6 protein-coding genes are annotated in these 13,744 nt (G+C 55.4%); 1 reads left to right on the top strand and 5 read right to left on the bottom strand.

Translation table 11 applies throughout. The features are described from left to right. The first annotated feature begins 67 nt into the window (after nucleotides 1-67). A complete protein-coding gene (infB, locus tag ACIX8_RS03375; protein WP_014263914.1) occupies nucleotides 68-3,295 on the top strand; it encodes a translation initiation factor IF-2 in 3,228 nt (1,075 codons plus the stop codon). 304 nt (nucleotides 3,296-3,599) lie between these two features. Here the strand turns inward: infB and ACIX8_RS03370 are convergent, their stop codons facing one another. The 5 genes from ACIX8_RS03370 to ACIX8_RS03350 form a co-directional block, all read right to left on the bottom strand. After that, nucleotides 3,600-5,060 (bottom strand): hypothetical protein, encoded by a 1,461-nt coding sequence (locus tag ACIX8_RS03370; RefSeq protein ID WP_150110473.1) that lies wholly within the window; start codon nucleotides 5,058-5,060, stop codon nucleotides 3,600-3,602. 613 nt (nucleotides 5,061-5,673) lie between these two features. Then, nucleotides 5,674-5,958 carry a hypothetical protein gene (locus tag ACIX8_RS03365; protein ID WP_044176071.1) on the bottom strand — a complete coding sequence of 95 codons (285 nt, stop codon included), beginning with the start codon at nucleotides 5,956-5,958 and terminating at the stop codon, nucleotides 5,674-5,676. Nucleotides 5,959-6,125: 167 nt separating this feature from the next. Beyond that, a complete protein-coding gene (locus ACIX8_RS03360) occupies nucleotides 6,126-6,425 on the bottom strand; it encodes a hypothetical protein (RefSeq protein ID WP_044176069.1) in 300 nt (99 codons plus the stop codon). A 308-nt stretch (nucleotides 6,426-6,733) separates the two neighbouring features. Then, the gene (locus ACIX8_RS03355; RefSeq protein ID WP_044176066.1) at nucleotides 6,734-12,130 is read right to left on the bottom strand and encodes an RHS repeat-associated core domain-containing protein; all 5,397 of its coding nucleotides are present in this window, start codon (nucleotides 12,128-12,130) and stop codon (nucleotides 6,734-6,736) included. 535 nt (nucleotides 12,131-12,665) lie between these two features. Beyond that, a complete protein-coding gene (locus tag ACIX8_RS03350; protein ID WP_044176065.1) occupies nucleotides 12,666-13,550 on the bottom strand; it encodes a TIGR03435 family protein in 885 nt (294 codons plus the stop codon). Nucleotides 13,551-13,744 lie beyond the last annotated feature (194 nt).

Below are 13,744 nucleotides of genomic sequence, written 5' to 3'. Positions count from 1 at the left end.
CCAACACCTACTCCGACATGAGGCTGATATGAACAGCTAAGCGCGCAGTGGAACTGAAAAGGGACGGATGAGCAAAGTTCGAATTAACGATCTTGCACGGGAACTGGAAGTAAAGAGCAAACCGATTCTTGATGCTCTGATAGCGGTAGGCGTTACCGAGAAAAAGACGCATTCGAGCTCCATCGAAGAAGATGAAGCTGAGAAGGTTCGCGCGTACTTCAATCGTGGTGCACGCTCCGCAGCGACAAAGCCTATGGCCGAGACTAAGCCTGCCTTCAATCTCGCGAACGTCTCCAAGCCCGGCGATGCGCTGAAGGCTATTCTGGAGCGCAAGCAGGCTGAGGCTGCCGCAAAGGCTGCCCCACCGCCACAGCGTCCCGCAGTGGCAGTGGCCGCTCCCGTTTCCGCAGCCCCTGTCGTAGCCGTAGCGCGTCCTGCCACACCGCCCCCCGTGGCGGTTGTCGCCGCTCCCGCACCTCCGGTTACAGTAGTCGCGGCCCCACCACCACCTCCGACGCCGACGCCAGCTCCCGCGCCCACACCCACGCCTGCAGCGACAACCCCTTCGGGCGCTCCAGCCCCACGGCGGATCGTTCCCTTGCCTCGCGGGGCAGGTCCTGTCATCGTGGCTCCGCCTCGGCCCGCAGGCAGCCCCCTCATATCCAGACCCGCTGTCGCGACACCTCCGCCAGCGGTGGCTTCCACGCCGCCTGCCACTCCGGTTGTCGTGAGACCCGCTGCCGTTCCCACACCGCCACCGGCACCCGTGGTGGCAGCAGCAGCCCCTGCGCAGCCTGTCACACCTCTCTCTGACCCCGAGCCACCAGCAGCACCGGCAGCCGTCGTAGAGACTGCAGCTGTAGAAGCTGCCGCGCCCGTTCCCGAGGCAGCACCTGCGGCTCCCGCAGTTCCGGTTCGCCGCGTCGTCATGCCGCAGACCGGTCCCCGGCCCAGTTACACCGCCCCGGCGGTGATGCCTGGCGCTGTCCGTCGCCCCATCTTCGAGCGTCCGCGCCCCGGCAGCGGTCCTGCTGGATCGGGCGGCCCTGGTGGTCCCGGCTCTCGTCCCATGGCTCCCGGCGCCCGGCGCCCGATGCACCCCACCCGTACCTTCCCCGGCGGTCCCGGCGGAGGCCCTGGTGCTCCGGGTGCACGTCCCGGCTTTGCTCCCGGCGGCCGTCCTGGCTTCCCACCGCGTCCCGGCTTCGGCCCACGCCCCGGCGGTCCCGGCGGCATGCTGCCCCCGGCTGAAGGCGCTCCGGCACCCGCTCGTCCGGCTCGTCCCGGCCAGCGCGGCCGCGGCGGTCCACGCTACGAGAAGAACAAGGAAGTCGCCCTCAAGGGTTACAACCCACGCTTCGGCGCGCCCCAGATCCCGATGGGCGAGGTGCCGATCACCAAGACCATCACGGTCACCGAAGGCATCTCGGTCAAGGATCTCGCTGAAAAGCTGGACATCCGTGGCAAGGACCTCATTGCTACCCTGCTGATGAAGGGTGTCATGGTCACCGTCAACCAGTCGCTCGACGGCGAACTGGTCAAGGAGGTCTCACGCCAGTTCGGCGCCGATGCCACCGTGATCACGGTTGAAGAACAGCTTGAGAACGAGGCCATCGAGGGCTTCCTCGAAGACACCTCGAACATGGTCGAAGTCGTTCGCGCTCCGGTGGTCACCATCATGGGTCATGTCGACCACGGTAAGACCTCCCTGCTCGACGCGATCCGCTCCACGGACGTGGCGGCAGGCGAAGCCGGCGGCATCACCCAGCACATCGGTGCCTACAAGGTTCACGTCACCAAGCCCGACTCTCCCGCCTTTGGGCGCGAGATCGTCTTCCTCGATACCCCGGGCCACGAGGCCTTCACCCGTATGCGTGCTCGCGGCGCCAAGATCACCGACATCGTCGTGGTCGTGGTCGCAGCCGACGACGGCGTGATGCCCCAGACCCTTGAGGCGATCGACCATGCCAACGCGGCGAAGGTACCCATCATCGTTGCGGTCAACAAGATCGATAAGCCCGAAGCGGATCCGAGCAAGGTCATGATGCAGCTGGCGGCACGCGGCATCCAGGCCAAGTCGTTGGGCGGCAACACCGAGTTCGTCGAAGTCTCCGCGAAGAAGCGCCTCCACCTCGATGACCTCGAGGAGATGATCTGCTTCGTCGCCGACAGCAACGAACAGAAGGCCCAGCCAGAGCGTCCGGCAGTCGGTACGGTCATCGAAGCCAAGCTCGATCGCGGCCGTGGTGCGGTCGCCTCCATCCTGGTGCAGAACGGCACGCTGAAGATTGGCGACAGCTACATCGTCGGCAACACCTTCGGCAAGGTCCGCGCCATGTTCAATGACCGTGGCCAGGCCATCACCGAAGCCGGTCCCTCGACCCCGGTCGAGATCCTCGGACTCGAGTCGATTCCCGATGCGGGCGACACGTTCCTCGTCATGGCGGACCGCGACAAGGCCAAGGGTATTGCGCAGTACCGCAAGATGAAGGAACGCGAAGCACAGCTTGCCAAGAGCTCGCGCGTGTCTCTCGAAGGCCTCGCCGAACAGATCAAGCAGGCAGGCGTCAAGGACCTCAACCTCATCCTCAAGGGCGACGTGCAGGGCTCGGTCGAAGTACTGGCCGACTCGATGCAGCGCATGTCCACCGAGAAGGTACGGGTCAAGGTGCTGCACTCGGGCGTCGGTGCTATCACCGAGTCGGACGTGCTGCTGGCCTCCGCGTCGAACGCTGTCATCATCGGCTTCAACGTGCGGCCCGACCGCAAGTCGGCCGAAGTCGCCGAGCGCGAGAACGTCGAGATTCGTCTGCACTCGATCATCTACGAGTTGCAGGACGAGATCACCAAGGCGATGTTTGGCCTGCTCGAGCCGGTCTACAAGGAGAACTACGCTGGCCGCGCCGAAGTGCTACAGGTCTTCAAGATCACCAAGGTCGGCCAGATCGCCGGCTGCGTGGTTCGGGACGGCATCATCAAGCGCGACGCCCAGGTACGCGTGCTGCGCAACGGAGAAGAGGTCTGGAAGGGCAAGATCTCCTCGCTCAAGCGCGTCAAGGACGACGTCAGCGAAGTCCGCCAGGGTGTCGAGTGCGGTATCGATCTCGCCGGCTACAAGGACATCAAGTCGGGCGATATCATCGAGGCCTTCACCACGGAGAAGCTGGCTGCAGAACTCGGCCAGAACTCCGCGGAAGCCAAGAAAGAGCGCGACCTGGCTGCCTTGAAGGAAGCCAAGGACCGCGAGAACGAAGTAGCCCGCGCTGAACGGGAGACCGAAGCCGCTAACGCGTAACTCACAACCACATCAAGCAAGACAGCAAGGCCGGGAGCAATCCCGGCCTTGCTGTTTGTGCTTTGCTCAAAAGCTTTAAAGCAACGCTTAGAGGCGCATTATGTCGATTTCGGGGGAAGGAGAGCTTAAGGAGCGAAAACCGTGCAAATATCGACCACTTGCGGATGATCCGGACTTCTGCTCTGCCTCATGGTTTGCCTTGCGTCTTTGGATAGTTGTGAGGCGGATGACCAGATCTCATAGCGTTCCTACAGAAGTGGGTGTCGATTCAGGCCTGGGCCACCCGCCCCCAAATATCTGGCTTCTATTTTCGAGTTGACTGGTTGCCAGGAGTGATTGGAGCATCTGTCTCACCCTTTCTTATCCACGCTTCGTTTCTCAGGACGTTGGTGAAGGTCTTTACATGACGATAGTGGGCGTCGAGGTAGATTTGGAGGGGACGCAGACTATCGGCTTTGTAGCTCCACACCGATTGATCGTCTGAGTAGGAATTGAGGATCAGAACAGGAACTTTGTTCTCTTCCACTGCGGCGATCGATGCAGCGATCTGTTCCGGACGGTAGTAGCCCCACGGGCCTGGCGAATCGATCGGAGCGGGTGAGTGCAACCACAAGGGAAGGTAGATATACGAGACCCCAAAGCATATGTCCCCTGGGTGGGTATGCTCGGCGGTCCAGCGATAAAGCTCGTACCTGCCCCGGTCCGGGATCGCGCTTCGACCTGCGGGTAGGGTGAGGTAGTTCCACGTGGCCCGTTGGGTTTGGATGGACATGTAGATGGCGGCTGCAAACGAGAACACAGCTATCGCCTGGCCAGCGAGGAGGATTGGACCTCTGACACGGCTCAAAAGCCACGCCAGTAGGACCATGGCGGGAAGACTCACTGTCGAGACTCGCAGAGCGGTCATACCCGGGGCGACTGTCAAAAACATGGAGAAACCTGTGATAGCGAGCAGAAATAGCTGATCCCAAGGCTCCCTTCTTTCGGTCCTGCGCTTACGCACCAGTACCAATAAAAAGATGGGATAGACAGAGATCACGACACCACAGATGAAGCAGACGCTGATCCGACCAAGGATTTTCTGACCACGCATCTGGGCCAGAAGATTGAAGCCGGTCTGACCGGGAATGCTGGAATAGTAACGGAGCGGAAATACGATTACCGCTTGCACCCACTTCGTCCAGCCCACAAGGAGAATGAAGTGAAGGTTGATGGCAAAGAAGATAGATAGGGCAACAGCTAAGAGCAGAGACGATCTGTACCAGAAGACGCGGGCCGGTTCTTTCCCGTCAATCGATTTCCAGAGCAAGTAAATTAGAAAGCCGATAGTGATGAGTGCGCCCTTGGTCTGGGTGAAACTGGCAGCCACGCCGCAGAGAGCTCCTGCGAACGCGATGTGCCGAGGCTGTATATCGCGCATGAGTACAAGCATTGCAGTCATGGCGATAATGGTGCTGAACCAGTGGTGGGTTGCATCGAGACTTCCGGCCAGTCCGAACCCAATGAGGAAGAGAGCGGGCAGCGCGAGAGCCATGCCGCGCAATACCCGACGCGCAGCCAACATCATCAACCACATTGCGATTGCTGCCAGACAGGCCATTGTCAGGTTCGGTATCCAGAGTTCTACACCGAACCATCGAAACAGGAGGCTGTAGATCAGGTCCGTGCCTGGAGTGAGAAACTGAAAGTAGTCCCGGTAGGGCATCTGTCCTGCCAGTATCCGTGTGCCATTGGTCGCAAAGAGCATCTGGTCAGACCAGCTCATGGTAGGCACATTGGGTAGGACGAAACCGCGGAGATAGCAGATAAGAAAGGTAAGGAGGACCGAGATAGCGATGATCAAGCGAGATCGGTTTTGTGCGACCGCCCTTGGCTCGGATTGCGGTTCTTGGAACGCTGTCGGGCCAGAGCCAGCCAAACCTGTTTTCTGCATACCTTGGTGCCTCTTTCAGGAACTATTTAATCTCAGTCTCGCATTAGCATTTTAGTGATCTATTAGATCGTCGTATACCGCGCATGGCTTGCAAATTCGCTTACAGGAGAGATACCGGGGTGGAGGTATCACGCCTCAAGCCACTGTTTAGCAGCGTGTTTCCGATGATTCGGTCATTCACATCGCAGATGACCTTATTCTGCATTCTGCCAAACCTCAACACGCCACTTCATCACCACTGGCACATCTTTTCTATTAGCCTGGAGGGTGACCAGATCTCATGGAGTTCCTATAGATGTGGGCGAACTTCATGCGCATCTTTTCCAAAGACTCTTCGAAGAGCTCGCGCATCGCAGGGGTACCGAGATACGGAAGCCTTCGATAACAAGAGAAGGTCGCAAATGGAGGTTTCCTGTCTGTTGATAGCGACCAAGATCCCGTCCGACTATTTTGGCGTTTGGAGCACGATCACCTCGACGATCAGAATCACAACAAACAAGAATTTGAGCACAACGACTGTTCTAAGTTTTGCCCGCGCTTTTTTGGGCAAGCTTTCTATCGAACGTTCGCGATTCATCCTTTCGGAGAGGTCATTCATCACACCTAGTTTGCTGGGGCTTGCAGGCGGCGAAGATGCACGGTCTGTCAATTGGTGTTTCAATCGGAGTTCCCAAAAGGCAAAGAACATCGCGAACGCTATCGTCAAGAAGTAGGTAATGAATTTAAGCATAGGAATTCTCTAGTGGCCTATCGCCTTGCAAACTTGGTTCGCTAGAAACACCAATGCGGTCGCTGAATCTTGAAGCGTCCAGAACTTTCCTAGCTGTGTGGGCAATGAAAAAGTCGTATTCAATGACAATGCACGGCCAGGAGTTTGCACACCGGCAGAAACAGTAGTCACATGGCCGCTCGCAGTTGGACTAATTCCAGAAAACGGACTTGCGGGTCCACCGCTCGACGTTGCAATCGAACCAGCAAAAATTCCGCCCCCTGATATTCCGCTGAAGCCCCGGCCAAATTGGAGTTGCCTGCGCCAAGGTTTCCGAAGGTGTACCCGCCAGTGAGCCCCCCAGCGACCGCCGCCACAGCGAAATATCCGGGAGAGAAGAAGTCCATCACCTCACCGGTGCGACCGTTGGTTACAAGATCGAGCGATCCCGCAGGTCCAACAAAGTTCCCATTTCCCGAGACGCTCACAACGGTTCCTGAAGGTACCGCCCCACAAAGCGTTCCCAACGCACTAATTGGGGCGATAGTCATTATCGTGGCTTCAGAATCAAGTCATAAAGCACCCAACCAACAATGGCGAGAAACAATGCTCCTGCAATTCGCACTTGCACTGCTCCCCATCCAACTGAAAATTTGTCTTCAGTGAGAGTACCCGCCGCACGTATCCATCCAGGCAGCCTGAACCAAGCCTTAGGAGAAACGAGCATATATACACTGTTGAAAACCACGACCACTCCCACACATACCGCTATAGACCAACCAAATATTTGAGCCATTTAGCACCCACAATTGTGTAAACAGATGTTGTATCCTGCTCCGAAAGAAACCGGAACGCGTGTTCCGACCGATGGCCCAACAACCGGCGGTCCACTCCCGGGAGACTTCGTAACCACAGATCCGAAGAAGGGATTGGGCTGAAACGTGATGGAGAAGCTCGGCCCGTTGGCAATCGAATTGGCATTTTGTGTTGAAGGTACATTGACATAATTGGCGCTTATGCCATTGCCACCACCCAGTCCAGGTGCAAAGACAGCAGTCGGCCCTGCGTACAAACTATGCGTGGAGGGTACATAGGAAACATTGCCGCCTACACCAAACATGCTTCCTATGATGCCTCCAACGAATGCGCCAGGCTCGCCGCCAATAGCCCCGCCAATAGCGGTACCAGCGACTATCGTAGGACCATTGGTTGTGGCAGAAGCACTTATGATTTTCGATGGACCCGATGCCGAGCAAGGTTTACTTGGGGCAGAACCTAGAGAACTCCCGGACACGCCACCACCATAAGGAAGTTGCAGGTTTAGTACTGAACTCGACTGAAACGCTCCCGTGGAATCCGAATAATTGAATTGATATATGGCCGTATCTGATTCACTACCATCAGGGCGAATACCCGCGGCAGGACAGCCTTTCCCATCACCGTCATCCGAATACACTGGATTAAAGGTGCCGTCGCCATTATCGACAAGGCCCTTCTGGCACGTTAGACCACTTGGGTCGACAAAAGAAAGTGGATTGTTGCGAACGTAGCTATACAAATTGAAGCTCTGCGGATTGCTCGGGTCCGCGTAGGCCAATCCAGATGGGTCGGGCGACATGAACCGGCCTATGTTCGATCCGTAGTACCTGGCTCCAAAGTAATCGAGTCCTGATTCTGTATCTCGTTCTTTGCCGGTGAATTTGTAGTGATTCCCGTCGGCGGAGGTTGTGGGTTCCTGTCCGAAGGGGTAGTAGGTGTCGGAGGATACGGGCCAGCCAGCAGAATCGGTCAGCAGAATAGAGGACCCGATCTGGTTAGTGGAGTAATACGTCACATCATAGGGGTTTGGGGTGACCGCTACCTTTTCTGTGACGACCGTGACGTTGCTCTCGGCTCCACCGGGGGTGAACTGAGGGAGGGATTCGAGCGACCGATAGTAAATCGGCACGCTGGTTCCGTCGGGGTGCACCAGGGAGATATCAGCCAGATAGATGTCCCAATTGCCCGCCGCGCCTCCCTGATAGTTGTACAGGGTCAAGGCCGAAACGGTGTCCCCGGCGTAACCGCTCAGGTTGGCTACGCGCTGATACCAGAGGCCTGTGCCAGTCCGGGTGTCGGCATCGGCGAGTTGGCCGTCGGCGGCGTGCAGAACGCCACTGGTTCCCACGGTGTCGTTATTGAAGGCAACGCTGATCCCTCCCGCCGCGACGCCATCCTGAAACTGTCTCCAGGTCAGCAGGTCTCCGTTCTGGATGACCGTGCCGTTGACAAAGGCCGCCAGGGAGCTTGTTCCAGCGAACGTATTGATGATCCCGCAGCCGGAGCAGTTGGTCCCGCTCATATGGATTCGTATGTCGTTGTTGTCAACCTTCGCGATGCGCTTGCCGTTGGCATAGATGTAGTCCGACCAAAATCCGTCGGAAGTCTTCTCCGCCACCACCTGGCCGCCGAACCGAACATACTCGGTCCAGGTCGAACCGTTGTCTTTGCGGACACGGTCGCCGCTGCCGTCGTAGGTATAGGTGGCCGCCCCATTGTTGACCCCGGTTAGCCTGTTCTCGGCGTCGTAGCTGTAGGCGGTCGAGATTCCGTTGAAGCTCGCCGTCAGGTTGCCTGCGTTGTCATAGCCATAGCTCGCCGAGTTGATCCTGTTATTCGCACCGTAGCTGACCGCGTTCTGCAAGGTTCCCGGCGAGGTCTGATTCAGATTGCCGAAAGAATCATAGGCATAGGTTTGACTCAAGCTCCCATCGACCCGTGAAAAAGAACCCAGGCGATTGAGGCTGTCATAACTCAAGTTCTCTGTATACCCGCTATGCAGTACGTCCATCACCTGCCAGATATTGCCATTGTTCGCGCTGCCCCGCGAAGGACATCCCGGGAGCTCGGCGGAGATGGCCGACGTTGCCGGACCATAGCAGTATTCCTTCACTGCCAGGTTGTTATTCCCAGGATAGCTGCCCGGCGCGGCCGAACCTACCCGGACGATGCCTATCTCATCGGCTTGCAAACGGTTGTTGAGGAAGGTTCCATTGCCCACACCATTCCCGTAAAAAACAGCCGAGGGCGTACCGTTCGGCCAGTAGGTGGTGCTTGGCGTCAGATATTGATATTGACCGCTAACATCCGACACCTGGGTGAGGTGGCCCCCACCGTCCCACTGCTGGCTTACCGTTCTCCCATCCGGATAGGTCAGAGACGTCATATTGCCTGCCAGATCGTAACCGGCGCTTATCGCCGCTATGGTTCCATTGTCAATGTTGAAACTCGGTGCACTCGACCACTGATTCACCAGCCTTCCCATGGAGTCATAGCTGAATGCATCAAGCGATCCGCTCGTGGTAGAAGAGGCAAAAGTGAGCCGTCCAATGGTATTTGCAAGTGAAACTGAAACGTTTCCACGACCATTTTGCGGAACAGGAACAAAATTTATGCTCGAAGAATCGTATCCATACAAGCTCGTATTTGTAACGCCGTCGTTATAGGTTTTCTGGGTTAGCCGGTTGAGCGTGTCGTAGGTATAGCTGGTCTTGATGCCACGCGCATCCGTCTTGCTCGTCATGTTGCTATTCGCGTCATAGCCATAGCTGATCGCTCCCGTCTCGGGATTGGTAGACGTCAGCAAGCGTGACAAGGAATCGTAGGTGAAACTACGGTTGCGCGCTGTCTCACCAGAGATACCTTTCTGGTTGACGCTGAGAAGATTATTCAGCACATCGTAGGTGTAATCCGTCTCCATCGACGCGGCAACACTCGTTCCATTCGGCTCTACGACTTCTACTAACCGACCGAGAGCATCAGAGGTTCTTTGCCACTGGTTACCGTTCTCATCTTGATAGTCGACCCAAATACCTGTCTGGGAGCCTATGTGGGATTTGCAATTCGGTTGTCCTGCCGTCGCAACATCTTCGTAGCAAGAGTATTCGAATGATCCATCCTGGTTAGTTTGCTTGGTTGGCCTTCCCAATGGATCGTATAAGTAAAAAGCTGTGCCGTCAGTGCTGGCTCCCGTCGAAAGATGAGGATTCGACTGAGAGCTCTTTCGTCCCATCGAATCATAGCTAATATCGATCGTAGCCCCAGATGGATTGATCTCGTGAAGCGGTCTTCCGTATCCGTCGAATTGTATTGTCGTGGTCATCCATGAACCACCCGGCACTCCAGCTCCCGGCGTGCACCCGGGCCCCGATCCAGCCAGAACTCCCACTGTTTGCGTGGTCGACGACGGATAGCCTGTCAGAGTGTATCCACCACCCGGAAAACAAACGCCGGTATTGCGCATCATCGAATCATATGTGTATGCTGTCGCATTGCCGTTTACATCTTTCGTCTGTGTGAGAAGCCCGGTATTTCCGTCATAGCTATAGGACTCTGAAAACGTCCCCCCAGCAACCGAGGGATAGGCTTTATCGGCAAGATACGTGTCCGTGCTGTCATATCCATACGAAGTGACATTGCCATTTCCATCCGTCGTGCTTACAGGCTGCCCGGCAGCATCATAGTGCATATGGGATGTCGAAAAAACATTTCCAGAAATAAGCGCTTGTGCTGAGGTCTGATTTCCCCTCGACCCGCTCACTGCGGCAAGACCAGTGGCCACAGACGAAGCCAAGGTGAACTCGTCATAGGAATAGTTTGTCTGGGAAAAAATTGTGCCGCTCCCGTTATAAATGGTTACAGACGATGGGCGATTCTGAATATTATTCCCGAGAGATGCATACGTTGTTAGCATTTTTCGAGTCAGAGTCGATGCACCAAATCCATACTCGTCATTCTCGACCAAAAACCCGGCAGCGTTATAGTGTTGGATATTTTGAGACGTCAAGCCAGACGCGGAGGTAATCGTGCTTGCAATTTCACTAAAAGGCAGAGTGATGTTTTGCGTGGTGCAATTCGACGTTGCACCGTTGTAGCAACGTGACTCGCTTTGCAGGACCGTAGTTCCAACGGCGCCGGTATAAATTGTACGAGCGGTCTCGTAAAATGTTCCATTGGGAGTCGCCAATGTTTCCGGCCCAAATGGTGAACCACCATTTGCACATGAGGCACAAAAAGTGCTGTCATGCACAAAACTGGCCACTTCGCTGTGCCCATCCGGATAGGCAATCGTAGTTTGGGATGTTAACGCATTACTACGCGGATCTGCGCTTGTCAGCACATTATTATAGGTCGTGGTTCCGTCCTGGGTAATGCGAGCCAACGTGATGTGGGTATTGGCTGCGATCTCTGCCGCGGCATCTCCCGCGAGAAAAGCACCTGTGTTGTTATACCCTCCAGAATAGGTGTACGCTATCGTGCCACCCCCAGGCAGTGTCACATTACTGATACGCCCGGAATAGTTGCCGCTGCTATCGGACTCATAGGCAAAGGAATATGACGTTCCATCCGGGAAGGTAATGGAGCTCAGGAGATAGTTAGGCGAAGAGCAAGGAATTCCGTCTGTGGAGCCAGAAGCAGGACATGATGATTCATTGTTGAACACATCAGTCACCGGATATTGTTTATACGCGGTTGTGATGTCTTGCACCTTCCCATTGGAGTCTATGTATGAGACGACATCAGGCGTTCGTCCCGTAACGGTATTGGACGTAGCGCCGGTGGTAAAGGTGTAGCAACCATGATTTACAACGGGCGTATTTCCGGGAGTGGCTTGAGTAATGGTTGAGCTTTGCCCCGCTTCACCACAAAAGTTCAGACTGCCTTCAAGAAAAACCCGTGGACTTGAAGCTACATTCCCGTTCGTGTCGGTAACACTTCCAGAGCCTTCGTTGGAGTACCGATTTCCTGAGGCATCTTCAACGATTGCGCTTGGGCCATTGCCGACAAGCAAGACGATACCTGAACCATCCTCCGCGGCCACATTATTCAATTGAGTGAAGACAAAGGTGGAACAGTTAGTGGTGGACGATCCAGGAAAGTTATGAGTTACACCACGATCATCTACAAACGTGTAGACATAAAAATCCAGATCTTGAATTCCGGTTGTTGTTCCGCAAGAAGACTGTCCTTCCGTGGCGGTTACAACTCCTCCATATCCTTTTGCAACTGAGAGTTGCCAATTCGTAGAAAGATAACCGTTTGAAATGCTCTGGAGATTACCGATGTTCGGCGCCGAGCCAGCGCTATAAATCAACGCAACGTCCTCATCCAAGCCGTTACCGCGATTGTGGACATGATAAAGCGGAATCCTCATGCTCAACTGAAGTGATCCAACGTTGATTGTGTCGATGGTCCCTTCATACGTGCCAAAGCGAGGAATACTAACGCTGGATTGTGCATTGCATTGGGTTGAGGCAGATAAGACCAGAAGCAGGAAGAAAGCATTCAGCAGGGATGCGCATTGCAGATAGCCTCTCTTCTTTAGATCGACTCTAAACCGTCGCGAATGTTTTATACCGGATGAAGTCAAAGACTTCGCAATAGTGCTTATGAGCACATAAAAACAATAGGACAAAGCGAACGAATATAGGCAGAGCACGACGAATCCTCTGATTATCCAAATAATTTAGGAACATGCAGAGACTAGCCCAACAGCAAGAAGAGAGGCATAAGGAAACCGTCAAGGGCGGCTATATAAATTTAATTTCATCTAGGCCTTCGACGAATTTAATCGTCAAGCTAGTTTTATTTCTCCCGAAAAAGGGTCTATGCACCGAGGGCACGGTGACAACATCGATCGCACAAGCGGGTGGCTCACACGTACCCTGTTTTTTAGGCACTCGGCTCAGCTAGTTCTCTGAAGGCTGCTCGATATGATCGATCACGATCGTTTCCATGGGCGCAGTGATGGGCACCAGCTTCAGGCCTACTTCCTCCAGATCCCAAGGACTGGGAAGAGTTGGATCGGACTCAAATTCTCCCGGCGTATCCAGCTTCGTGATGGCGAAATCATACTTGCCAGAGAGTCCCGTCCTGTCCAGAACAACACGATTCGCTCCCAACATCGACAGCTCTGCCGCAAACGATGCCATCGAAGCCGCGAAGAAGGTAATCTTTGGAGCCTCATCCCTTCTAAAGGGAACAATCATTCCACCTTCAGAGAGAGGGACTCCATTCGGAGGAGGAGACTCACCAGGCGGCGTCTCCTTCAGCTTTGCTCCATGCTTCCCGACCACTAACGCATAGGCGGGGGAATCCACCATGGTGTGGTGCACGACGAGCTTACAGCGCTCCGCCAAAGCGGTTTGTAGCATTGCGTGCAGCACCTCTTTCTCCGATCCCTGCTTCTGCCATGCCTCCACATCGCCTGGAGCTACCTTCGCCACAATGTCGTAGGGGTCGTTCATCACCCAGGGCGGAGCACCCACAATCCGGTCCCTGAACGAACTGCTAAACAACGTGCGCGTCGGGAAATACGCTACTAAGATAGTCGCACCCAGTGACGTGTCAATTGCGCGATAGGTATCCGGCAATCCCCATTGCATACTCCGTGCTGCATCGGGTTTGCTGGGGCGAATCGAAACCACGTCAAAGGCCATCGTCTTAACGTCCGGCGGATTCTTATCTGTGGACTGTGTTGTTTGTGGCGTCGTACTTATCTGCGCGATCACTACCGGGCAGAGGAGAGCCGCCCCAGCAATCGTGAGAAGTGAGAACCTTCTGCGAAGGTTCATAGAGGATGCAAGACGCCTGCTCATCATGAGAATCCTGCTCTTCTCACCATGTGAGTTAGGTAGGTGCCTGCACTCTATAGCACCTAGCGACAAAGTCCCCGCATTGGTGCTACTCCTCCAATGCGGGGGTCCTTCAGCTACGCTTCAGGATGACGACGAAAAACAAGTACGGACAATAGGTGTGCAAGTTCCTA

Origin of the sequence: Granulicella mallensis MP5ACTX8 (assembly GCF_000178955.2) — a bacterium.
GTDB classification, from domain to species: domain Bacteria; phylum Acidobacteriota; class Terriglobia; order Terriglobales; family Acidobacteriaceae; genus Granulicella; species Granulicella mallensis.
This window is presented reverse-complemented; position numbering and strand designations above follow the sequence as displayed.

Coding starts and splice junctions, on each gene's coding strand:
- ACIX8_RS03350 (WP_044176065.1), bottom strand. CDS start 13,550: ATGAACCTTCGCAGAAGGTTCTCACTTCTCACGATTGCTGGGGCGGCT.
- ACIX8_RS03355 (WP_044176066.1), bottom strand. CDS start 12,130: ATGAGGATTCCGCTTTATCATGTCCACAATCGCGGTAACGGCTTGGAT.
- infB (WP_014263914.1), top strand. CDS start 68: ATGAGCAAAGTTCGAATTAACGATCTTGCACGGGAACTGGAAGTAAAG.
- ACIX8_RS03370 (WP_150110473.1), bottom strand. CDS start 5,060: ATGAGCTGGTCTGACCAGATGCTCTTTGCGACCAATGGCACACGGATA.
- ACIX8_RS03365 (WP_044176071.1), bottom strand. CDS start 5,958: ATGCTTAAATTCATTACCTACTTCTTGACGATAGCGTTCGCGATGTTC.